Here is a 21170-nt window from a genome sequence, read left to right on the forward strand (position 1 = left end):
CAAGTACACACCTCAATGGAGACACAATAATGAAAAAACTCACTCTGGCACTGTCCGCTCTTGCACTGTCCATCTCTGCCTCAACGGCGTTCGCCTCCTGCGAGAGCGGCGAGATTGTTGCCAAACTGAGCCATGTGACTGGTGGAACAACACATCCGAAGGTGGTTGCGGCCAATCAATTCGCCGAACGTGTTAATACCGAAATGAACGGTGTGATGTGCGTTGAGGTATTCCCGAATTCGACATTGTTTGGTGACAGCAAGGAGCTTGAAGCATTGCTGCTGGGTGATGTGCAGATTCTGGCACCGTCGCTGTCCAAGTTTGGCTCCTACAGCCCCAAGTATGGTGTTTTCGACCTGCCGTTCATCTTCAAGGACATGGACGCCGCCATTCGCTTCGCCAATTCCGAAGCCGGCAAGGGCCTGCTGAACGAAATGCAGGATGTTGGCTTTGTCGGTCTGGGGTACTGGATGTCCGGCATGAAGTATTTCTCGGCCAACAAGCCGCTGATTGAACCGTCCGATGCCAATGGCATGAAGTTCCGCGTGCAGACCTCCGATGTGGCCAAGGCCATGATCGAAGCCATGGGTGCGTCGCCGCAGCCGATGGCCTTTGCCGAAGTTTACGGTGCGCTGCAGACCGGCGTGGTGGACGGCCAGGAGAACACCTGGTCCAACATCTACACCAAAAAGTTCTTCGAAGTGCAGGACAGCGTGACTGAAACCAACCATCAGTTGCTGGCCTACCTGTTCATGACCTCGTCCGAGTTCCTCGATGGCCTGGAGCCCGAAGTGCGTGAGCAGTTTCTGAAGATTGCCGATGAAGTCACTCAGCAGGCCAACGAACAAGTGAAGGCCGCAGAAGCTGAAAACCGCGCCAACATTCTGGAGGCCGGTGGCAAGATCAACACCCTGACAGACGAACAGCGTCAGAAGTGGGTTGATACCATGAAACCGGTTTGGAAACAGTTCGAAGGCGAAATCGGGGCCGACCTGATCGAAGCTGCCGCAGGTTCCTGATCGCAGTGTCCGGTACCGGGGGCCGAGGCTTCCGGTACCGGTTCCTGTCTTTGGCGGGATCCAGCCCCTATCCGGGTTGCCGCAACACCGACAACCCATCCAATGCTGTTCCCTTTAATCCGCTCCAGGCTGGCCACGGCCTGATCCTTAATGGTGTCTCCTATGGACTACTGGCCGCACTTATATCTACTGGTTTTCATTGTCATCCTCTGGATTCTGGAAAAACTGTTTCCAGTGGCGATGGCCAAGGCTGAAGAAAATCTGCTGGTCATCATTATCAGCTCAATCATGCTGGTGTCGTTTGGGCAGGTTATTGCACGCTATGGCTTCAATTCCGGCTGGTCTGCTGCGCTGGAATTTAACACCCTGGCGTTTTCCTGGCTGATCCTGCTGGGCATGAGTTATGGCATCAAGACCGGCATTCACCTGGGCGTGGATATAGTGTTGAACGCAGTGCCGCACAAGGTGTGCAAGGCGCTGTCACTGTTTGGTGCCTTTGCGACCCTGATGTACGGCCTGATCCTGCTCGACTCCACCTGGCTGGCGATGCTGGGTGTGGACGTGCGCGGTGGCGCCATCGAGTACTGGGCCAAGATGTACAAGATAGGCATTGGCGTGGAAGAACTGCGTTACCCCGAATTCATGCAGGAAGCCTTCGGCATACAGCCACGCGTTCACCGCTGGCTGGTACTGGTTATCCTGCCGATCAGCCTGGCGCTGCTGGTTTACCGTTCATTGCAGGCGTTCATCGATATCTGGCGGGACAAACGCCCCATGCTCATCAGCGGGCATGAAGCGAAAGACCTGGTGGAAGACAACCTGAACGTTTTGAAAGACTGATAGCGAGGAGTCTGACGTGGATGCAATGATTCTGTTTGTGATGGTGATGGTCCTGCTGTTCCTGGGCCTGCCCGTCGGTATTTCTCTGGGGTTGTCATCAATCCTGTTTATCAGTTTCTTTTCGAGTGATTCGCTGTCCTCGGTGGCCATATCGCTGTTCGGTGCCGGTCAGCACTACACGTTGCTGGCGATACCGTTCTTTATTCTGGCATCGGCCTTCATGTCCACCGGCGGTGTGGCCAAGCGTCTGATCAACTTCGCCATCGCCAGTGTCGGACACTTTCGTGGCGGACTGGCCATGGCTTCCGTGCTGGCGTGCATGATGTTTGCGGCCCTGTCCGGCTCCTCGCCGGCCACGGTGGTCGCCATCGGTACCATCGCCATCGCAGGTATGCGTCAGGTTGGTTACTCCAAGGAGTTCGCCTCTGGCATCATCGCCAACGCCGGTACCCTGGGTATCCTGATCCCGCCGTCCATCGTGATGGTGGTGTACGCCGCCGCCACCGATGTCTCTGTGGGGCGCATGTTCCTGGCCGGCGTCATTCCGGGCCTGATGGCCGGTTTCATGCTGATGCTTGCGATCTATGTGGTGGCGCGTATCAAGAACCTGCCGGCTGAACCCTGGAAGGGCTTTGGCGAAATTGTCCGCGGCGGCAAGGAAGCGGGCTGGGGCCTGTTCCTGATCGTGATCATCATGGGTGGTATTTACGGGGGTGTCTTTACACCGACGGAAGCCGCCGTGGTGGCAGCCGTTTATGCCATGCTGATTGCGCTCTTCGTTTACCGCGACATGGGGCCGCTCAAGGGCATGCCCTGGGTCGCGGATAGTGATTCCGATGTTGCACGAGTCGGCTTTAACGGCAGTGTTTACGGCGTTTCCTTCTTTCTGGTCTGGATGATCATGTCGTTCTTTGCCACTGCTCAGAGTGGAACGACCACCGTTGGTGAGCGCGCGGTCTGGGGACTGGGCATGAGCCTGGTGATTGCCCTGTTCTACATTTTCAAGCGTGGCAAGCATGTGGACGCGTCCCTGATGCGCTGCCTCGTATCGGCTCTGCCGATCTGGCGTCGCAACCTGGTGGCGGTCGGGCGCAGCTTTTTCCCGGCTATCCTGGGGGGCGAAAGCCGCAAGGTGATTCTGGAAGGCACCAAGACGACGGTCATGCTGATGTTCATCATCGCGAATGCGCTGCTGTTTGCCCACACGCTGTCCTCGGAACGGATTCCGCAGATGGTGACCGAGTGGATGCTGGATGCGGGCTTCAACTGGTTTACCTTCCTGATTGCGGTCAACGTGCTGCTGCTGATCGGCGGGCAGTTCATGGAACCGTCCGGTCTGCTGGTGATCGTGGCGCCGGTGGTGTTCCCCATTGCCATGGCGCTGGGTGTGGATCCCATTCACCTGGGCATCATCATGGTGGTTAACATGGAAATCGGCATGATTACGCCACCGATCGGGCTGAACCTGTTCGTCACCTCGGGCATTACCGGCATGAGTCTGGCGCGCGTCGTCAAGGCCGCGATGCCGTTTGTGGCGGTGCTGTTTGTGTTCCTGATTCTGGTGACCTACATCCCTGTGCTGTCCACCTGGCTGCCCTACAGCATCATGGGACCGGAGATCATCACCAAGTAGCTTCTCGCCTGCCGATAAGCGTCCGGTTGACCGAAAGCCACCTGCCTGTGCAGGTGGCTTTTTCGTTGTGGGCTGTTTGCTGTACGTGCAGCGCACAAGGATGTCCAACGGCTGGCAGAAGGCTATAATAGCGTCCTCTTTGAGTCAGTCAGGGCAAGGCAGTGTTGGGTTCTCTTGCGGCAATTTGGGGTTTCAGCGGCATTGTGCTGCTGTTTGGCGGTGCCATTTATCGTCTGAGTCAGATCAGCTGGCAGATGTTCAGTCAGCCGTTGAGCGTCTATCACTGGGCCGCCCTGATGTTCAGTCTTGTTTTCATGGGCTTTTCCGAGGGCTATCGTGGTTTCCAGTGTGGCTTTTCGCCCCGGGTCGCTGCGCGCATTCATTACCTGTCACGCCATGTTACGCCGTTGCGGTTTTTGTTGGCGCCGCTGTTCTGCATGGGTTTTTTCCATATTCAGCGTAAACGCCAGATCATCACCATCTGCCTGACTCTGGGCATCATCGGGCTGGTGCAGCTGGTGCACCAGTTGGCTCAGCCCTGGCGCGGGATTGTCGATGCTGGCGTCGTGCTGGGCCTGGTGTGGGGTATCGTATCGCTGGGCTTCTTTACACTGCAGGCGTTTTTCAGCACTGATTTCCACCATTCGCCTGAAACGCCCTGAGGGGCAAATTTCGCGATGTGTGTGGTGTCCTGTGCGGTTTCATCAAACGGCAAAGACTTGATGGCAGGCTGTAAAAGGCAGCGAGGGCAGGCTGGAGGATATTTTTGTGCACTGCACAAAAAAAGACTTGATCCTGCCCGCATTCGCCTTATAATGGATTCAATTGTGCGGTGCACAACAACTTAGGAGAGTAGAGCAATGACCATGTCCGTAGATTTCCAGAAGCCTTTTGAAGCCATGCAGAACCTGATGAACATCCAGGTTGCCGCTATCACCAAATCTGTTGAACAGCAGAAAAAAACTGGCGAAGAGCTGGCTGCTTTCTTCAAGAGCGAAGTTGAAAAAGCCAAAGAACTGAAATCACCTGAAGACGTGATCAAGTTCAATGTTGACACCAACAAGGCACTGTTCGAACTGCTGAAAGGCCAGGGCGAAGCGTTCACCGCTATTGCCAACGAAGCCCGCGAATCTGCTACTTCCGAGTTCAGCAAGCTGTCCAAGTAAGCTGCTTTCGGCAAGTCGCCTGGTTGTGATCTGATACTGCACGGCAGTATTGTTGAACGACAGATTCAGGTGACAAGCAAAAAAAGCCCCGTAGACGAAAGTTTGCGGGGCTTTTTTGCGTGTGTCCTTCAGGTGTTGTGGGACAGCCAGCAGGCAGGTTCGTCAGACCGTGCGCTCGGGGCGGCTGTTCGGTGTGGGTGTGGTATAGCCTGGCGGCCAGCGGTCGTAAAAATTTATTGTGCACTGCACAAATTTATTGCCAGGCGCGGCTGGATGGGTATAATCATTGTTATTGTGCAGTGCACAATTAACTAATAGAGGAACGATATCATGAGTGCCAACGCGACTATCAAGACAGCTTTTGAAACCGTGCAGTCTCTGGTTGAACTCCAGACCAGCACCATCAGCGAGTCCATTGAACTGCAGAAGAAAAACGGTGAAGAACTGGCCGCTTTCTTCAAAGCCAATGCCGACAAGGCTCAGACGCTGAAAACGCCGCAGGAGCTGGTTTCGTTTAACCTGGACTCCAGCAAGGCGCTGTTTGAGATGCTCAAGGCCCAGGGCGAAGCCTTTAGCGGTCTGGCGACCAAGGCAAGCGAAGCAGCGACCGCGGATTTCTCCAAACTGGTCAAATAAGGGCGCTTAACTCGCCCAAGAAAAAGCCCCGACGGTGCAGACCGTCGGGGCTTTTTGCTTTCAGGCGGCCAGGGGAGGGGTATTACGCCTGACCCAGAAACAGACGGTAGGCCGTATTATCGGTTTCATCCCAGTAGTTGTAGCCGATTTCACCCAGGAACGCCTTGACCTGCTCGTGCTCGCTGGCGGGTACCTGCATGCCGACCAGTACGCGACCGTAGGCCGCGCCGTGGTTACGGTAATGGAACATGGAGATGTTCCAGCGCCCGCCCAGCTTGCTGAGGAACTTCATCAGCGCGCCCGGGCGTTCCGGGAATTCGAAACGGAATACTACCTCGTTGCTCACGGTTGCCGGGGCGTGTCCGCCCACCATGTAACGGATGTGCAGCTTGGCCATCTCGTTGTCGGTCAGGTCGATGACCTCTTCGAGGTGCTCCTGTAACTCGGTCAGCAGGGCGGCGCGGCCGGGGCCTTCGCTGCTGGTCTGGATGCCGGCAAAGACGATGGCTTCATTGTCATCGCTGTAGCGGTAGTTGAATTCGGTGATGTTGCGCTTGCCCAGCGCGGCACAGAACTTGCGAAAGCTGCCGGGGCGTTCCGGTATGCGGGCGGCGATGATGGCTTCGCGTTTTTCGCCGACTTCGGAACGTTCGGCGATATGTCGCAGGCGGTCGAAGTTGACGTTGGCGCCGGAGTCGATAGCAATCAGGGTGCGTTCGCTGCATTGCTCACGCGCAACGTATTTTTTCAGACCGGCAACGCCCAGGGCGCCGGACGGCTCACAGATCGAGCGGGTGTCGTCAAAGATGTCCTTGATGGCGGCGCAGATTTCGTCAGTGGTCACTTTTATGACCTCATCGACATACTGGCGTGCCAGGTCAAAGGTATGTTCGCCGATCTGGGCCACGGCCACGCCTTCGGCGAAGATGCCCACCTGTGACAGTTTTACGCGCGCATCGGCTGCCAGCGCAGCGTGCAGGCAGGCGGAGTCTTCGGACTCGACGCCGATGATCTTGACGTCCGGCCGCAGGTATTTGATATAGACAGCAATACCGGCGATCAGTCCGCCACCACCCACCGGGACAAAGACAGCCTCGATGGGGCCGCTTTCCTGGTGCAGCAGCTCCATGCCAATGGTGCCCTGACCGGCAATGACATCGGGGTCATCGTAGGGTGGTACATAGACAAGCCCTTTCTCGTCGACCAGGCGCTCTGCATGGGCCTTGGCTTCCTCAAAGGTATCGCCGTGCAACACGACCTTGCCGCCCATTGCCTTGACGTTGCTGACCTTGATGTCCGGCGTGGTCTTGGGCATGACGATGGTGGCTTTGACATTCATGTGGCGCGCCGAGTAGGCCAGCCCCTGGGCATGGTTGCCGGCTGAAGCCGTAACCACGCCTTTGGCTTTTTCGTCGGCGCTCAGCTGAGCCATTTTGTTATAGGCGCCACGGAGCTTGAACGAAAACACCGGTTGCAGGTCTTCGCGCTTCAGGAGTACCCGGTTATCCAGCCGTTCGGACAAGCTGCGGGCATAATCCAGCGGGGTCTCGATGGCAACGTCATAGACACGTGCCTCCAGAATCTTCTTGATATATCGATGAGCCATGGGAATGCTGTGCCATAAGTTAGGTCTGGCGGCGCCAGTGCAGCCGCAAATAGCAGGAAATGGTATAAGCTGACACCGCTTGCGTCTACAAGCGCGCCGGCACAGTGCGTATAATTTATCGCCTTACTAGCATACGGGTTTAAGTGTGATGACGCAGGATGAAATGAAGCGGGCTGTTGCGCGGGCGGCTCTGGACTATATCAAGGGCGGCTTGCAGAGCGATTCCATCATCGGTGTCGGCACCGGTTCCACGGCCAACTTCTTTATTGATGAGCTGGCCGGCATCAAGCATTTGTTTGAGGCTGCGGTGGCGAGTTCCGAGGCGACCGCCGAGCGGCTGCGTGGGCACGGCATCCCGGTCTATGACCTGAATGCTGTAACGGGGCTGGATACCTATGTTGATGGGGCTGACGAGTTTGATGCCGATCTGAACCTGATCAAGGGCGGCGGCGGCGCTCTGACCCGGGAAAAAATCGTTGCAGCGGCAGCAAAGGAATTTGTCTGTATCGTCGATGCATCCAAGCAGGTTGAGTGCCTGGGGGCTTTTCCGCTGCCGGTGGAAGTGATTCCAATGGCGCGTTCACTGGTGGCCCGTGAACTGGTGCGCCTTGGCGGTCAGCCGGAGCTGCGCGAAGGGTTTGTCACCGATAACGGCAATCTGATTCTTGATGTTTATAATCTGAAAATCCGGGACCCCAAGGCTTTTGAGGCCGAACTGAACAACATTGTTGGTGTTGTTACCAACGGGCTGTTTGCGCGCCGTGCGGCGGATGTCGTGCTGATGGGCACCACCGGCGGCGTTGAAACCATCAAGCCGTAACCGACATTCCCTGCGGTTTCCCGGCGTCTGCCTCTGGGAGCCGCTGCCGGAGTGCTGTTTGACCTGCGTCGATCCTGCCGTGTTAGCGAGCTGCCGCAGGTCCTGAATTTCATACAGTACAGCTGCGAGCGACTTTCAGCGCCGGGTAAAGTGCGGTCGTTCCAGGCTGTGTTCGTTGTGGCAGCGGTCGCCTGAGGGCAGGCGGCCGGGGGGACTGATCAGGCCGAGGCGTTCGAGATATCGAATGATTTCAGCGCTCAGGCCCGATCCATTGGCGATATCGCCGATGCGCAGCGCGGGCGTGTCAAATGGCCAGCTGCAGGTGGAGCCTTACCACTGCACGACCTTTATCAGCGCGATGCTGACCGGCATCGTGATCCAGAGCAACGCCAGCAGATTAATGACAATCCAGCCGTAGCCAGCATTATCACGGAAGTTTTCGTCGTGATGTGCCATGTCGTATTCCCGTTTAATTAAGGTTTGAGATTAATTGCGGCGATTCTACCAATAAAACATGGGCCTTTATAGTTGCCTGCGCGGTTTGCGTATTCAGGCACATGCGGGCTTACCCTGCTGCCCGTTGCCGTTGAACCTGTGGTGACGGCCCTGTCTTGAGGCTGTTTCGGGGCCGGCCATGGTTATAATGAAGCTCTGTTTTGTCGAGTCACGGGCGGGGAGCTGCATGAAAGGGATGAAGTGGGCGTGTGGAGTACTGGTGGGGTTTTTACTGCTCTTCCATACGCTGCCCTATGTTTTGAGGGATCAGGCGGTCATCTGGTTGCAAAAGCAGGGGGCCGAGGATGTGGGTCTTAGAGCGCTCAAGCTGAACTGGCAGCAGGGCCGTATCGAAGTCGATGCGCTTCACGCCCGTGCACCTGGCCGCCTGCCACTTAACGTGGGGCAGCTGGTGCTGGATATTGATATTCCCCACCTGTTTGAGCAGCAGCTGCTGGTGAGTGAACTTGCACTGGCGGATATCGAATCCGGGGTTCGCCTCAGGGATGGGGAGCTTTGGCTGGGTCCTGTGAACCTCAGCGCATTGCAGAATGACCAAGAGCCACGGGATACCACTCAGGAGCAAGACGAGCCTTCGTCCTGGCGCGTCGGTGTCGACCGTATCCGTATTGACCGCTTTAACTGGCGAACCGAGCTTCCTGATCAGGAGCACAGTCTCGAGCTGGCCGTCGGTGAGTTGGACGAACTTTATCAGTGGCGTGAAAACGAGCAGAGCCGGTTGCGCCTTGACGGGCGCCTCAATGGTGCTCCGTTCCATATCGATACTGAGGCTGTACCGCTGCCGACCGAAAAGACATCGAACATGAGGCTGTCGCTGCAGGGGTTCCCGCTTGAGTCTGTCACAGCGGCTTTTGTGCCTGGTTTGAGCGCGAATCTGTCCTTCGACCTGGCCCTGTCTGCGTCCCTGGCGGGTAGTGATGGGCTGCTGCAACCCACGGGTCGCCTCAGCCTGGAAAGCCTGAACTACAACAGCAACGACCTGAGTCTGGTGAATCAGCAGATCCGCTGGGAAGGGGAGCTCAGCATTGAGCTTAAGAGCCTGTTGCCGAGCCGTGTCGCGATGAAGGCGGCAATAGAGCTGATGCAGCCATCTTCGAAACAGCCCTCAGGGCTGGAAGCGACCCTCGAAACCCTGAGCTGGAACGGTGACCTGGGGCTTGAGTTCGACAGTAGCGCTCAGCCCAGCCGTCTGGACATGCAAGCTGCGATTGAGTTGTTGCAGCCATCGGCGAGAGACGCCGCAGGACTGGAGGCGGGGCTCGAAAGCCTGAGCTGGAACGGTGACCTGGGGCTTGAGTTCGACAGTAGCGCTGATCCCAGCCGTCTGGACATGCAAGCTGCGATTGAGTTGTTGCAGCCATCGGCGAGAGACGCCGCAGGACTGGAGGCGGGGCTCGAAAGCCTGAGCTGGAACGGTGACCTGGGGCTTGAGTTCGCGAGCGGCGCCCCGGGTAGCCTGGTACTGGACGGGGATCTCAAGCTGGCCGGTAATCGCGCGCAGTTGCCGGGTACGCTGAACGGTTCTCTGGCGGGGCTGGACTGGCAGGGGCGCGTGGATCTGGCACTGGCGCAAGGTGCTCCTGCCAACCTGACCGCGAAGGGGGTATTGGGGCTCGGTGAGACCCGTTTGCAGCTGCCCGACACGGGCAGCATCGGATTGCAAAAGGGCCGTTGGGACGGCAGCCTGCAGCTCGGTTTTGCAAGCGGGCAGCCACAGGATCTGACGCTGACCGGAGACCTGCTGCTCGACAGTCACCAGTTGAACCTGCTGAACCAGCAAATGGACGCCAGTCTTGGCATGCTGGGCTGGTCGGGAAATATAAATGTTCGTCTGCCGAAAGCGACTCGCCAGGTCGAGGTGGACGGTGCCTTGAATGCAACACAGGGGGCGGTCAGCGCACCTCAGTTCAGTGCATCGCTGGGCGAGCTGAACTGGCAGGGCGGTACCCGCCTGGTGCAGCAGAGTCTGAACGTGGATGGCGAAATCGGCGTCTCTGTACTGGCTTTCAAGCAACCGCAACGACTGAATGCGCAGCTGGATTCGCTTAATGGCCGTGTGCAACTCAGTAGTGCGGACCTGGCCGCATTCGCCGTGCAGGTGCCGGCACTCAGTGTCAGCAAGGTCAATGTCAGCGCCGGTCAGCAGGACTATCCGCTGGCGACTCTGGACGCGCTGGCGCTGGAGGCCATGAGCCTGCAGGAGTCAATGGACCTGGACCTCAGGGAATTGCGCCTGAACGGGCTGAACGTGGCCAGGGCGGGAGGCAAGCCACTGACGGCCGTGGGGCAGGTGCAGATGAATGGTCTGACATACCAGAATGGCCGGCAGGCGGTCCTGTCCAGGCTGTCGGTCCATGACAGCAGCACCCGGATTCGACTCGACAAGGATGGGCAGCCTGCCGACATTGTTGCGCTGCAGATGGCACTGGATGAAATGTCCGGGGTCTCTTCAGCCTCCAGTGGTGATAAGACCGGTGTCGCCAGCTCAGGCAGTGCCGGCGGTGAAGCGCTTGCCTGGAAACTCGACCGGCTCGAACTGGGTGGAAGCAATCATGTGCTGTTCGACGATGCCTCGTCGGAACCTGCCTTTACGGCTGATGTTGATATCAAGCGCTTTCAGGTACTTGAATTGGGCAGCCTGCACAGAGCACCCAGCCCGTTCGAACTCAAGGCAAGCATCAATCAGTTCGCTCAACTCGATGCCAATGGCGCGGTTAACCTGATCGGTGGCGTTAGTGACGGTGAGTGGCAGGCGACGCTGTCGGGAGTCGAACTGCCTGCTCTGAGTCCCTATAGCATTCGTTATACGGGCTATTACCTGAACAGCGGTCAGCTGAACATCAAGACAGAGGGAACACTGACGGCTCGCAAAATCGATGGCAACAACAATGTGCGCCTTAACCGGGTTGCGGTTGACCGCGTTGATGCCGACCAGAGTGCCGAGCTGAGCCAGCAGCTGGCCATGCCGCTGGAAACTGCATTGGCATTACTGCAGGACGATGACCAGAATATCGAACTCGACGTGCCGATCAGTGGCTCACTCGACAGTCCCGATTTCGGTTACCAGAGCGTGATAAACATTATTGCCGAGAAAGGGCTCAAGTCGGCGGCGATGGGCTTTCTGACCTCCGCGCTGCAACCCTACGGTGCACTGATTACCCTGGCCGGAATGGCGGCCGATGCGAGCAAGACCGGCAGCGCCATTGAACTGGCCCCCGTCGAGTTCGCGCCCGGCATCGCAGAGCTGGATCCGGGCAGTCACGATTATCTCGATAAGATTACCGACATGCTGAACGCGCGTGAGGGCCTTAGGCTCAACCTCTGTGGCCAGGCGGTCTTGCAGGACCGGGCCGTGTTGCAGCCGGCTCTGGTCGAGGAGCAGGGCTCGCGCGAGGTACCGCTGGATGAGGTCGGGCTCGCAGCGGAGCTGAAAAAGCGCCTGCAAAGCCTGGCCGATCGCCGAGCCGCGTCGGTCAAAAGTTATCTGGGCAGCCGCGTCGAGGGCGATCGGCTGTTCCTCTGCTACTCCCAACTGGAGCTGGCAGAGGCCGAGGCCAAGCCGGTCGTCTTCCTCGGTCTGTAAGCAGCCGCCCGTGTCAGGAGGCTTTCAGCAGACTGTAACAGCGGGCCTGGTCCAGCGGCTTGCGGATCATTGCGCCTATGCCGGTAAACAGCAGGGCAGACAGCACGGGCAGTAGCAGCCAGCTCAGTGGGTGCAGTGTCAGCGGAATCTCCAGTACGTAAGCATGGATCAGCCAGAGTATGGCTTCGCTTGCCACGGCTGCGAGCGCACCGCAAATCAGGCCGAGCCAGAGCAGTTCGAGCAGGTCGAGCTGCCGGCTCTGCCCTGGCGTGGCCCCGAGCGTCTGCAGCAGGGCGTTTTCATAGCGGCGCCGTTCCAGCTCTTGCATCAGTGTGACCACCAGTAACAGCAGTCCTGCCAGTAGCGTCAGCAGCAGAATCATGCTGGAACTGTCTACAAGCTTTTCGATGAGTGCCTGGGCCTGATTGAGCAGCTGATCGATGTCGATCAGGGTCAGGGTGGGAAACTGTTTGAGCAGTGTGCGCGCCAGCTGGCGCTGCTCACCGTCCAGGCGCAGGGCCGTGATGAAGGTTGCCGGCAGGTTCTCCAGCGCGCCAGGTGAGAATATTACGTAGAAGTTTGGCCTGAACGACTCCCACTGTACCGCGCGTATGTTGCTGACCCGCGCTTGCAGCACTTGGCTGCCGACCTGAAAGCCGACCCTGTCTCCGTTGCTGACGCCCAGTGCCTCGGCAAGATCCTGCTCCACCGATATCAGGGGCTCGGATGGCGTACCCTCCCACCAGCTGCCGCTAAGCAGCGTGTTATTGTCCGGCATTTGTGCAGCCCAGGTCAGATTCAGCTCTCGCCTCAGGGCATTGTGCCGGCGCTGCTCCGCGCTGAGGGGCGCCTCGGCCAGCGGCGTGTCGTTGAGGCTGCTGATGCGCCCGCGAATCATGGGATACAGGGCCGGACTCAGGCCCTCGTCGGCAAACAGCTGGTCCAGCGGCGCCTTTTCCCAGGGCTGTATGTTGATCAGGAAGTAGTTAGGCGTTTCGGGCGGAAACTGCGTGCGCCATTGCTGCAGCATATCGCCGCGGGCAATGATCAGGGTCGTCAGCAGGGTTAGCAGCAACGTCATGGTGGCCGCCTGCAGGCGGTGCCACTTGCGTTGCTGGCGAATGCGCAGAATCAGCAGGCTGCCAAGGCGCATGCGGTAACGCAAGGCCTGAGCCAGGCGCTGCAGCAGTGCCTGGGCCAGCAGCCCGACGGCCAGGCCGCTCAGAGTCAGGGCGCCCAGCAGCAGCAAGGCCAGCGTCAGCGACTCGATGTAGATGCTCATCAAGGCTGCCAGCATACCGAGGCCAAGCAGTTGAAACAGTCGTAGCCGCACGCCGGATGGCAGGCTCGTTTCCCGGAACAGGGCGACTACCGAGACCTGGCTCAGGCGGTAGAATGCCGGCAGCCCCAGGGTGGTTAACAGCAGCAGGCCTATCAGGGCACCGCTGGCCATGGCGGCGACGCTGGCCTGTGGGACAGGCTGCGGCAACAGGTTGCCGAGTAGCTGCACCAGCAGCTGCTGCAGCCCAAAGCCCAATGCGGTGCCCAGCAGGGCGCAGATGAGCCAGCCGAACAGCAGCTGGTAGCCGTAGAGCAGCAACAACTGGCGACTTTCCAGCCCCAGGCTCAACAGCAGGGCGGCGCGCGAATGCTGCGCGGCATTGTAGCGTCGCAGGCTCAGGGTGATCGTCAGGGCCCCCAGCAGCAGCGCAAACAGAGCACTCAGGCGAAGATACAACTCTGCGTTGCGAAGGGCCCGGCCGGTCATCGGCTGCTCGGCCCGCAGGGAATAGAGTCGCTCGTCCGGCCCCAGGTTTGCCCGCAGCTGCTCTTCCAGCGTCGCGATGGCGTCGGTGGGCCCGGCAAACAGCTGACGGTACTGGACCCGGCTGCCTGGCGCGATGACGCCGGTGGCCTCCAGTGCATCGGACCTGATGATGAGGCCCGGACTGAAGCTTCGAAAGCCGCTGCCGCGGTCCGGCGAGCTGATCAGGCGGTGGCTCAGGCGAAACTGGCTGTAACCCAGCTGCACTGTGTCGCCGGGTTCCAGCTGCAGCATTTCAAAAACTCGCGGCTCAGCCCAGGCGGTGCCCGGCTCCGGGGTGTCCGGGTGCAGCGCGGGCTCCGTGACGATGGTGCCGCGCAGTGGGTAGGGGGCGGTCACGGCCCGTACCGAGACCAGCATCATCTCGTCGCCGGCCTCGATCATGGTGGGGAATTGCGCCACCTGGCTGCTGCGGATTCCGTTCTGGGCGGCGAGCGCAACCGGCTCCTCGGCGCGTAGTACCAGGTCGGCCCCCAGCAATTCAGCGGTCCGCCGGTTGAGGCTTTGTTCCAGTCGGTCGCCGAGCTGGGTCAGCAGCGATATCAGACTGATCGCCACTATCAGCGCTGCCAGCAGGGCACGCCACTCAGGACTGCGCAGGCTGCTGATGGCCTGTTGTCTGGCGAGTCGCGGTACGGTCCTGTTCATGCATGGGCCTCAAGCAACTGTCCCTGGCGTAACTGCAGGCGGCGGGAGCAGCGATTGGCCAGCTGGCTGTCGTGGGTAATCAGGATCAGGGTAGTGTGCTGCTGCGCATTCAGTGAGAACAGCTGATCAACAATGCTTGCACCGGTTTCGCTATCCAGGTTGCCGGTGGGTTCATCGGCGAACAGGATGTCGGGCCGGGTGGCGAAGGCCCGCGCTATCGCGACACGCTGCTGTTCACCACCGGACAGCTGTCCTGGCAGATGTCCGGCCCGGCTGGCCAGGCCCACCTGGGATAACCACTGTTGCGCCTGTTGCTCGCTGTTGGCTTCGCCACGGATCTCCAGCGGCAGACGTACGTTGTCCAGTGCGCTCAGTTCCGGCAGCAGATGGAAGGACTGAAACACAAAGCTGACCGATCGCGCCCGCAGGCGGGCGCGATCGGTCTCGTCGAGTTCGGCCAAATTCTTGTCTGCGAGCCGGATCATGCCGGCTGTCGGTTGATCGAGTCCTGCCAGCAGACTCAGCAGGGTTGACTTGCCAGCCCCGGAAGGGCCAATAATGGCAACACTTTCGCCGCGATGGACCTCTAGGTTCAGGTCCTCGAACAGTTGCAATTCACCGGCCTGGGTCTGGAACTTTTTGCTGACCCCGTGGGCCGAAACGACAACTTTATCTGGTTTTGGAGAGTCCATGTTCCGCCTGCTGCTGTTTATCTGCGTGTTGTTGATACCGGGTGTTGGGGCTGCTCAATCCATTCTGGTCCTGGGGGACAGCTTGTCCGCAGCCTACGGCATGCCGGTTGAGCAGGGCTGGGTAGCACTGATGCGCAAGCGCATCGAGCAGCAGTCTGCCGATACGGTGGTCGTCAACGCCAGTATCAGCGGTGAAACGACCCAGGGCGGCATTACGCGCCTGCCGGCTTTGCTTGATGAGCATAATCCGGACATTCTTATTCTGGAACTGGGTGCCAATGACGGTCTGCGTGGTACGCCGTTGCCGGTTATACGCCAGAACCTGAGCCACCTGATCAGTCTGGGCCAGTCGAAAGGTGCCCGCGTGCTGCTGGTGGGCATCCGTCTGCCGCCCAACTATGGACCGCGCTACAGCGACGGTTTCTATTCTATCTTCGCAGAGTTGTCTGAGTCGCAACAGGTGGCGAGAGTTCCTTTTCTGATGGACGGTGTTGCGCTGGATCGGGCGCTGATGCAGAGCGACGGTCTGCATCCCAACAGCGAGGCTCAGCCGCGCTTGCTGGAAAATGTCTGGGAGCCTTTGCAGCAGCTGCTAATGGCCAGGCCTGCGAGGGCGGTAACGGAAGCGGGTTGAAGTGCGAGTGCGTATTGCCAGGACTATAAAAAAGGCACCCGAGGGTGCCTTTTTTAGAACCGGATTTGCTTAGCCCGCCAGGTTGGCGTTAGCGAAGTCCCAGTTGGCCAGAGCCCAGAAACCTTTCAGGTATTCCGGGCGCAGGTTGCGGTAGTCAATGTAGTAGGCGTGTTCCCACAGGTCGACAGTCAGCAGTGCGGTCTGGCCGGAAGTCATCGGCGTGCCGGCGTTGCTGGTGTTGACGATCTCCAGGGAACCATCGGCATTTTTCACCAGCCAGGTCCAGGAAGAACCAAAGTTGTTAACGGCCTTGTCATTGAACTCGGCCTGGAAGGCTTCAAAAGAGCCCCACTTGGCGTTGATGGCATCAGCGATGGCACCGCTGGGTGCGCCGCCGCCGTTCGGAGACAGGCTGTTCCAGTAGAAAGTGTGGTTCCAGATCTGGGCGGCATTGTTGAAAACAGGGCCAGCCGGTGCGGCCATGATGACCTCTTCCAGTGTCTTGCCTTCGTATTCAGTGCCCGGTACCAGGCCGTTCAGCTTGACCACGTAAGTGTTGTGGTGTTTACCGTGGTGGTAGTCCAGCGTTTCTTCAGAGATGTGCGGAACCAGTGCGTCTTTGGCGTAAGGCAGCGGCGGTAATTCAAAGCTCATGAGATTTCCCTTTTTTCTTGATCGACAGGTTCAGTATACAACTCAGTTTGCCGAGTCTGTGTGTTCGACAGAGCACAGACTATAGCACCGTTGTTGTGGCTTTTCATGGCACAAAATGTAGTGGCTTTCACGTCGTAAGCGGCCCTAGCACGCGTCAATCAACGCGGGATAAACGGCCGCCTGACAAGCCCGCGTCAGTGGCTAATCTGCGTTGAGCGCTCCCGTGTGTTGCTGATACGGGCTAACGCTCACTGAGTCGGCGCGGTCAGCAGGATTTTTGTTCAAGGAAGGTTCTGGCCATGTAAAGTGCCGCGATGGCTCGCCCTTCGCTGAAGTCTTCCCGCTGTACCAGCGTTTCCAGTTCGGACAGTGGCCAGTGCACGGGCTCCAATGGCTCAGGTTCATCCCCTTCAAGGCTGCTTGGGTACAAATCCCGGGCCAGCAAAACCGTCATGCGGTGTCCCATATAGTTGGGGGCGCTGGTCATCTCTTTCAAGCGCTCAAGCTGCCGGCTGCCATAACCGGCTTCTTCCTGCAGTTCACGCTGGGCGGCCTGTTCGGGGTTCTCTCCCGGGTCGATCAGCCCCTTTGGCAGCGTAAGGGTGTATTCGTCGAGGCCCGCGGCGTACTCGCGAATAAGCACCACGTCGCCGTTGGGCAGAATTGGCACGATCATGACGGCACCGCGGCTTCGCGTGGCAAGACGCTCGTAGCTTCGCTCAACGCCATTGGAGAAGCGCAGTTCCAGCGCTTCGACATGAAACAGCCGGCTGCGTGCAACGCAGGTTACCTTCAATATCTGTGGTTTTACGGGCATACTGATTGCGTACCTGAGACTGAATTCTGACCTGACCCCGGACGATAAAATGCTGGACTGGCGTGCCGTCGATACTGTGTTGCTCGATATGGATGGAACACTGCTGGATCTCCATTTCGATTCCTATTTCTGGCTGGAACACCTGCCCATTCGCTATGCACAGCTGCACAGGCTGGCGCCTGAAGACGCCCGGGAGTGGTTGCATCAGCGTATCATACAGGAGCAGGGCACGCTCAACTGGTATTGCCTGGACTACTGGTCCGAGCAGCTGGGTGTCGACATTCCTGCGCTGAAACGGGAGGTGGTCGATCGCATCGGCTTTCGGCCCCAGGTGCAGCACTTCCTGCAGCGCCTGCGTCAACGGGACATGCGTTCCGTTATCGTAACGAACGCACACCGCGACAGCCTCAGTCTTAAGTTGCAGGTGACCGGTCTCGATACCCTGGTCGATGCAATCATCTGCTCCCATGACTTCAAACTGCCCAAGGAAGACGTACGGTTCTGGTCGTTGCTGCAGGAAGTTGAGCCCTTTAATCCGGACCGGACTCTGCTGGTGGATGACAGCCTGGCGGTGCTGCGTTCTGCCGAGCGTTATGGTATTGCACACCTTTTGTCCATTTCCCGGCCTGACAGCCAGGCGCCGGCGCGCAGCACTGATGACTTCCGCGCTGTCGACCAGTTTGATGAATTGTTTAAGGATGGTGATCACCACGATGAATGATGCCCACGCAGACAAGGTGCGGCTGGACAAATGGCTCTGGGCGGCGCGTTTCTACCGCACGCGGGCTATTGCCAAGGACATGATTGAAGGCGGCAAGGTGCATTACAATGGACAGCGTAGCAAGTGCAGCAAACTCGTAGAGGTGGGGGCCATGTTGCAGATTCGACAGGGGCTGGATGAAAAGGAAGTCGAAATCCTGCAGCTGTCCGATCAGCGTCGCGGTGCCCCCGAGGCCCAGCTGCTTTACCGCGAAACACCCGAGAGCATTGCGAAGCGTGAAAAGAAGGCGGCGGAGCGCAAGCTCAATGGCGGCAGCAGTCTGAATCCGCGCCACCGGCTTAACAAGAAGGACCGGCGGCAGATTCGCAGCTTCAAAGATCGGCAGGTGGAGTAATCCCCGGTGCCGATCTGCGATATCAGTTCCGTCAGTTGATACAGCGCCTTTGGCTTTGCGGCAACGTGCCGGTACATAATATGCGGGACGATCAGACGCGGGCGCGTCGAGAATCCTGGGCAATGCAGATCTCACCGGACATGCTGGGATCCTATTCGGTTGTGATAAAATACACGAAAATGGTAACAGCGCGGCCTTTGGTCACTTTAGCCGGCCGCTTTGAATTGGCCGTCAGCAAGGCGCCCCGATGTTGCTACACCTGATTATCCGCGCACCGCTACTCCATGCAAGGTCTGGCGCGCGGCGCCTGTTGTGAGATAAAACACCGATGAGCAATTCCGATCAGATACAGCCTGTGCTGTTCGACAAACTTGATATCCGTGGCGTTCTGGTGGGGCTGGAGGCCAGCTATCAGCAGGTGCTGGAACTGCACGACTATCCGCCTTTGTTGCAGCGTGTGCTGGGAGAGATGATGGCAGCGGTGAGCCTGTTGAGTGCTACGCTGAAATTTGAGGGCCGGTTGATCCTGCAGGCAGCGGGCGAAGGCGCGGTGCAGTTGCTGATGGCGGAATGCAATCACCAGCAGGATTTGCGGGCTATTGCGCGTTACGAGGGAGACATTCCGCAGGACCTGGCGTTCAATGAATTGCTGGTCAACGGCCGTCTTGCGATTACCATCGAACCCGCTCAGGGACGTCGCTACCAGGGTGTCGTGCCGCTGGAAGGCGAGACCCTGGCGCGCTGTATCGAAAACTATTTCAGTCAGTCCGAGCAGCTGCCCACCCAGGTACATCTGGTGGCGGATGGCCAGCGCGCAGCGGGTTTCCTGCTGCAGGTCATGCCCGCGGCGGGAACCGCTGAGCAGGACTGGTCCCATATCAGCCAGCTGGGAGCCACGCTGAAATCCGAAGAGTTGCTTACGCTGGATAATGAAACGCTGTTGTACCGGCTGTTTCACGAGGAGGAATGTCGCCTGTTCGAGCCGCGTACGCTACGTTTTCATTGTGACTGCAGTCGAGAGCGCTGCGGCAATGCATTGCAGTTTATGACCCGTGAAGAGTTGCTGGCCATTGTGGAGGAAGAGGGGTCTGTGGGCGTGAGCTGTCAGTTCTGCAATGAGCACCACAGCTTTGATGAAACGGATATTCTGAGCATGTTCTCCGACAGTGCAAATGTTCCCCGATCGGATCTGTTGCATTGAGGCGCACGCGGTACGTCTGTGCCGTTCATAGAATAGTCAATGTGTTATTTTTTGTGCGATAATGCGCCTCCCCAAATAAGTACTATAACCGCGATAGGGGCGCGATTGGGTCTTTCATCTGCACGACAGCATCTGCCAGACAGGTAGCGTTATTGGCGCCTATGCCAAGGGAATCCAGTAATGACCATAGAAACTGAGAATACCGTACACACCAATCTGAGCCGCGCTCAGTTGGTTGAAAAAGCGATCGAGCGTGGTGAAGGTCAGCTGGCCGACACCGGTGCGCTGGTCGTTACCACAGGCAAGCGCACCGGTCGCTCGCCGCTGGATCGTTTCATCGTTCAAGAAGCCAGTACAAGCGATGAAATCGACTGGGGTAACATCAACCGTCCGTTCGATGCGGACAAGTTTGATGCGCTCTGGGAGCGGGTTGAAGCCTATCTGGCCGATCGGGAACAATTTGTCTCGATGGTTCACGTCGGCGCCGACCAGAGTCACTACCTGCCGGTAAAAATGACTACGCAAACTGCCTGGCAGAATTTGTTCGGTCAAAACCTGTTTATCCTGCCTGAAGAGTATAACCCCAAGGGCAAGGAAGAGTGGCAGATCCTCAACGTTGCAGGTTTCCGTTGTGAACCTGAGCGCGATGGCACCAATACTGACGGTTGTGTGATTCTTAACTTTGCCAAGCGCAAGGTGCTGATCGCCGGCATGCAGTACGCAGGTGAAATGAAGAAAGCGATGTTCTCGGTGCAGAACTTCCTGCTGCCTGAAAAAGACGTGCTGCCGATGCACTGCTCGGCCAACGTTGGCGACGATGGCAGCACCACGCTGTTCTTTGGCCTTTCTGGCACCGGCAAGACCACCCTTTCCGCTGATCCCGAACGCTACCTGATCGGCGACGACGAGCACGGCTGGGGCAAGGGTGTCGTATTCAACATAGAAGGTGGTTGCTACGCCAAGACCATCAACCTGAGCAAGAAAAACGAACCGATCATCTGGGACGCCATTCGCTTTGGCGCCATCGTTGAGAACGTTGTGCTGAACGAGTCCCGCACAGCGGACTACAACGATACCAGCCTGACTGAAAACGGTCGTTGCGCCTACCCGCTTGAGCACGTTGAGAAACGTACCGAGCATAACCTGGGTGGTGAGCCTCAGGCGATCATCTTCCTGACCTGCGACCTGACCGGTGTTCTGCCGCCGGTATCTATCCTGAGCAAGGAAGCGGCGGCTTATCACTTCCTGTCGGGTTATACCGCGCTGGTGGGCTCAACCGAAATGGGTTCAGGCGGCGGTATCAAATCGACTTTCTCGACCTGCTTTGGTGCACCTTTCTTCCCGCGTCCTGCGCGTGAATATGCCGACCTGCTGATCAAGCGTATTGAAGAGTTCGGCTCCAAGGTCTACCTGGTCAACACGGGCTGGACCGGTGGCTCTTTCGGTACCGGTGAGCGCTTCAGCATTCCGACGACCCGCAGCATCATCGCGGCGATTCAGAGCGGCGCTCTGGTGGATGTTGAGACCGAGTATCTGCCGGGCCTTAACCTGTCGGTTCCCAAGGCTGTACCGGGCGTCGAGACCAACCTGCTTAACCCGCGTAACACTTGGGCGGACAAGGGTGCGTTTGATGCCACCGCCAAGGACCTGGCCGGACAGTTTGTTGAGAACTTCCGCAAGTTCAGCGGTATCGATGAAAGCATCGTAGCGGCAGGTCCGAGTCTGTAAGCACAGACTCACTGCAGCTTAAAAACCCGCCGTGGGG

20 protein-coding genes are annotated in these 21170 nt (G+C 58.3%); 13 read left to right on the forward strand and 7 right to left on the reverse strand.

Features of this window, described 5'->3' with window-relative positions:
• Positions 1–29 precede the first annotated feature (29 nt).
• From F451_RS0116015 to F451_RS0116040, 6 genes are all read left to right on the forward strand, one after another.
• Positions 30–1019, forward strand: coding sequence for a TRAP transporter substrate-binding protein (locus tag F451_RS0116015; RefSeq protein WP_020682407.1), 990 nt, complete (start codon positions 30–32; stop codon positions 1017–1019).
• A 162-nt stretch (positions 1020–1181) separates the two neighbouring features.
• Positions 1182–1859, forward strand: a complete 678-nt coding sequence (locus F451_RS0116020) for a TRAP transporter small permease (RefSeq protein WP_020682408.1) — start codon at positions 1182–1184, stop codon at positions 1857–1859.
• A 16-nt stretch (positions 1860–1875) separates the two neighbouring features.
• Positions 1876–3492, forward strand: coding sequence for a TRAP transporter large permease (locus F451_RS0116025; protein ID WP_026291822.1), 1617 nt, complete (start codon positions 1876–1878; stop codon positions 3490–3492).
• A gap of 161 nt (positions 3493–3653) precedes the next feature.
• Complete coding sequence (locus tag F451_RS0116030) at positions 3654–4154, forward strand: hypothetical protein (RefSeq protein ID WP_026291823.1); 501 nt, start codon at positions 3654–3656, stop codon at positions 4152–4154.
• A gap of 198 nt (positions 4155–4352) precedes the next feature.
• Positions 4353–4658: a hypothetical protein gene (locus F451_RS0116035; RefSeq protein WP_020682411.1), complete on the forward strand. Its 306-nt coding sequence runs from the start codon at positions 4353–4355 to the stop codon at positions 4656–4658.
• Between the two features lie 330 nt (positions 4659–4988).
• A complete protein-coding gene (locus tag F451_RS0116040) occupies positions 4989–5294 on the forward strand; it encodes a hypothetical protein (RefSeq protein WP_020682412.1) in 306 nt (101 codons plus the stop codon).
• Positions 5295–5376: 82 nt separating this feature from the next.
• Here F451_RS0116040 and ilvA read toward each other — a convergent pair whose 3' ends face one another.
• Positions 5377–6900: a threonine ammonia-lyase, biosynthetic gene (gene ilvA / locus F451_RS0116045; protein WP_020682413.1), complete on the reverse strand. Its 1524-nt coding sequence runs from the start codon at positions 6898–6900 to the stop codon at positions 5377–5379.
• Between the two features lie 148 nt (positions 6901–7048).
• On the opposite strand from ilvA, the gene rpiA reads away from it, so the two are divergent.
• Complete coding sequence (gene rpiA, locus F451_RS0116050) at positions 7049–7720, forward strand: ribose-5-phosphate isomerase RpiA (RefSeq protein WP_020682414.1); 672 nt, start codon at positions 7049–7051, stop codon at positions 7718–7720.
• A 135-nt stretch (positions 7721–7855) separates the two neighbouring features.
• Here the strand turns inward: rpiA and F451_RS28850 are convergent, their stop codons facing one another.
• Together F451_RS28850 and F451_RS28625 are read right to left on the reverse strand one after the other, a co-directional pair.
• Entirely contained in the window at positions 7856–8014 is a 159-nt protein-coding gene (locus F451_RS28850; RefSeq protein WP_083928453.1) for a MerR family DNA-binding transcriptional regulator, read from the reverse strand.
• 36 nt (positions 8015–8050) lie between these two features.
• Complete coding sequence (locus F451_RS28625; protein WP_020682415.1) at positions 8051–8176, reverse strand: hypothetical protein; 126 nt, start codon at positions 8174–8176, stop codon at positions 8051–8053.
• Between the two features lie 226 nt (positions 8177–8402).
• Here F451_RS28625 and F451_RS0116060 point away from each other — a divergent pair, with 226 nt between their 5' ends.
• Complete coding sequence (locus tag F451_RS0116060; RefSeq protein WP_169434523.1) at positions 8403–11819, forward strand: DUF748 domain-containing protein; 3417 nt, start codon at positions 8403–8405, stop codon at positions 11817–11819.
• A gap of 13 nt (positions 11820–11832) precedes the next feature.
• Here F451_RS0116060 and F451_RS0116065 read toward each other — a convergent pair whose 3' ends face one another.
• Together F451_RS0116065 and F451_RS0116070 are read right to left on the reverse strand one after the other, a co-directional pair.
• Positions 11833–14292 (reverse strand): ABC transporter permease, encoded by a 2460-nt coding sequence (locus tag F451_RS0116065; protein ID WP_020682417.1) that lies wholly within the window; start codon positions 14290–14292, stop codon positions 11833–11835.
• Complete coding sequence (locus tag F451_RS0116070; protein ID WP_020682418.1) at positions 14289–14984, reverse strand: ABC transporter ATP-binding protein; 696 nt, start codon at positions 14982–14984, stop codon at positions 14289–14291. The genes F451_RS0116065 and F451_RS0116070 overlap by 4 nt, the downstream gene beginning before the upstream one ends.
• Here F451_RS0116070 and F451_RS25740 point away from each other — a divergent pair.
• Complete coding sequence (locus tag F451_RS25740) at positions 14983–15618, forward strand: arylesterase (protein ID WP_020682419.1); 636 nt, start codon at positions 14983–14985, stop codon at positions 15616–15618. The genes F451_RS0116070 and F451_RS25740 overlap by 2 nt on opposite strands.
• Before the next feature lie 69 nt (positions 15619–15687).
• Here F451_RS25740 and F451_RS0116080 read toward each other — a convergent pair whose 3' ends face one another.
• Complete coding sequence (locus F451_RS0116080; protein ID WP_020682420.1) at positions 15688–16272, reverse strand: superoxide dismutase; 585 nt, start codon at positions 16270–16272, stop codon at positions 15688–15690.
• A gap of 265 nt (positions 16273–16537) precedes the next feature.
• Complete coding sequence (gene nudE / locus F451_RS0116085; protein ID WP_020682421.1) at positions 16538–17089, reverse strand: ADP compounds hydrolase NudE; 552 nt, start codon at positions 17087–17089, stop codon at positions 16538–16540.
• A gap of 49 nt (positions 17090–17138) precedes the next feature.
• Between nudE and yrfG the strand changes: the two genes are divergently transcribed.
• From yrfG to F451_RS0116105, 4 genes are all read left to right on the forward strand, one after another.
• A complete protein-coding gene (yrfG, locus tag F451_RS0116090; RefSeq protein ID WP_020682422.1) occupies positions 17139–17810 on the forward strand; it encodes a GMP/IMP nucleotidase in 672 nt (223 codons plus the stop codon).
• The gene (hslR, locus tag F451_RS0116095) at positions 17803–18204 is read left to right on the forward strand and encodes a ribosome-associated heat shock protein Hsp15 (RefSeq protein WP_020682423.1); all 402 of its coding nucleotides are present in this window, start codon (positions 17803–17805) and stop codon (positions 18202–18204) included. The genes yrfG and hslR overlap by 8 nt, the downstream gene beginning before the upstream one ends.
• Before the next feature lie 328 nt (positions 18205–18532).
• Positions 18533–19405 (forward strand): Hsp33 family molecular chaperone HslO, encoded by an 873-nt coding sequence (gene hslO, locus F451_RS0116100; protein WP_020682424.1) that lies wholly within the window; start codon positions 18533–18535, stop codon positions 19403–19405.
• Between the two features lie 180 nt (positions 19406–19585).
• Positions 19586–21133, forward strand: a complete 1548-nt coding sequence (locus tag F451_RS0116105) for a phosphoenolpyruvate carboxykinase (RefSeq protein ID WP_020682425.1) — start codon at positions 19586–19588, stop codon at positions 21131–21133.
• Positions 21134–21170 lie beyond the last annotated feature (37 nt).

It is taken from the genome of Marinobacterium rhizophilum DSM 18822 (assembly GCF_000378045.1).
GTDB classification, from domain to species: domain Bacteria; phylum Pseudomonadota; class Gammaproteobacteria; order Pseudomonadales; family Balneatricaceae; genus Marinobacterium_A; species Marinobacterium_A rhizophilum.